Origin of the sequence: Sphingomonas epibiotica, assembly GCF_039615155.1 — a bacterium.
GTDB lineage: Bacteria > Pseudomonadota > Alphaproteobacteria > Sphingomonadales > Sphingomonadaceae > Sphingomonas.
Genome location: NZ_JBDGHY010000029.1, coordinates 1 through 1,545, shown reverse-complemented (window position 1 = coordinate 1,545; position 1,545 = coordinate 1). Strand labels below are relative to the sequence as shown.

1 protein-coding gene is annotated in these 1,545 nt (G+C 64.5%); it reads right to left on the bottom strand.

Annotated features, from left to right (window positions below; all coding sequences use genetic code 11):
- Positions 1-347 precede the first annotated feature (347 nt).
- Positions 348-1,463, bottom strand: coding sequence for an IS110 family RNA-guided transposase (locus AAIO73_RS20130; RefSeq protein ID WP_126014659.1), 1,116 nt, complete (start codon positions 1,461-1,463; stop codon positions 348-350).
- Between the last annotated feature and the right edge of the window lie 82 nt (positions 1,464-1,545).

Here is a 1,545-nt window from a genome sequence, read left to right as displayed (position 1 = left end):
GGGGACCGGTGAGAGGATGGTCGAAAACGTACGCTCTCATGACTGCCATCCGAAACGCTGGCCGAGTTTACCTCTTCGCTGGCCGTGAGACCAGCGTTCGCATTGACCTTGGCGGGTGTGCCGCGGACGCCTGATCGACGACGATTGATCATGCTCTCATCCGCGGGTTGGTTACCGCACTACCCGTATCCGTCGCTGGGCCTATCCTCCGTCTAAGTTCGGGCGTCGGACGAACCTGCCCCACCGTACACCGTGGATTGCCCATCACAGTCGGGTGCCCGCGGCACGCCGGCCAAGGCTATGCAGTTGGTGCGCTGGCGCCTCCTCTCGGAATCGATGTACCTGGATCAGCCGGCTATCGCTGGCGATACCCGACGGGCGATGTCCCAGGCATAGCCGACCAGTTCACGAGCGATCGCGGTGGTCACCTTGGGCTGGGGCTTTCCGGTGGCCGTCAGGCGACGGTAGCGCTGGCACAGGCGAACCTGCGCCTTCCACCCGATTGCCTGGATGTCCTCGGGCAAGTCGATGACCCGCTCACGGTAGCGTCGCTCCTCGCGAGCGGGCAGCCGATACGACCAGCCCGCCTCGATCAACATCGTCCGTGCCTGCGCGTTGCCCGCCCGGGTAATCCGGCCCCGCTTGGTCCTGGCACCGCTGGAGTGCTCGGACGGCACCAGGCCGACATACGCCATCAGCTGCTTGGGATTGTCGAAGCGGGTGAGATCGCCCACCTCGGCGACCAGCGTCGCGGCGCTGACCAGCCTGATACCGCGCAGTACCTGCAGATTGCGGACCAGTGGCGCGAAACACCATGCATCCACCGCTTCAGCCAGCGCCGCCTCCAGGCGCGCGACCCGTGCCTGGGCCTCCAGCACCCGCTTCTGCATTTCCTCGAATGCCAGCTGTTGGTGGGGAAACTCAAACCGCTGCTCGGACAGCCACCGCCAGTACATTTTCGTCCAGGCCGCCTTGCCGCCAAAACGACGATCATGCCGCAACAGGAAGCTGCGCACCGTCTGCTTGGCCCCGATGGCATCGTCCTGCGCGCTGCGTCGCGCGCGAATGAGATCGCGTACCGCCTCGTGCGCTTCGTCCGGCACCCAGATCGCGGTGAGTTCGCCGGCGCGTAGCAGCCGCGCCAGGGTCATCGCGTCACGCCGGTCCGTCTTCACATGGTCACCCGGGCGTCGCGGCATCATCGAGGGGGCAATGACAATGCAATTCTGTCCCAGCTTTGACAGCAGCCGATGCAGGCCATATCCACAGGGACCCGCTTCGTAGCAGACGTTCAACGTTACGCCCGGTCCCGTCAGCCGCTTGACCAGCTTCCTGATCGCATCGTCCTCGTTGGCGACCGTGCCGACGAAACGCACCTCGCCTCCGCGTTCCCCATCGGCAACCGCGACCGCGATGGTTTCCTTATGAACGTCCAGACCAACGTATTTCACTGCCTCCGTCATGGCTCGCCTCCGCTGCTGACAAATCCATCTTCAGCATCTCAGATTCGAGCCTCCGAGGCTCCGGCAGTCATGGGGTCTAAGC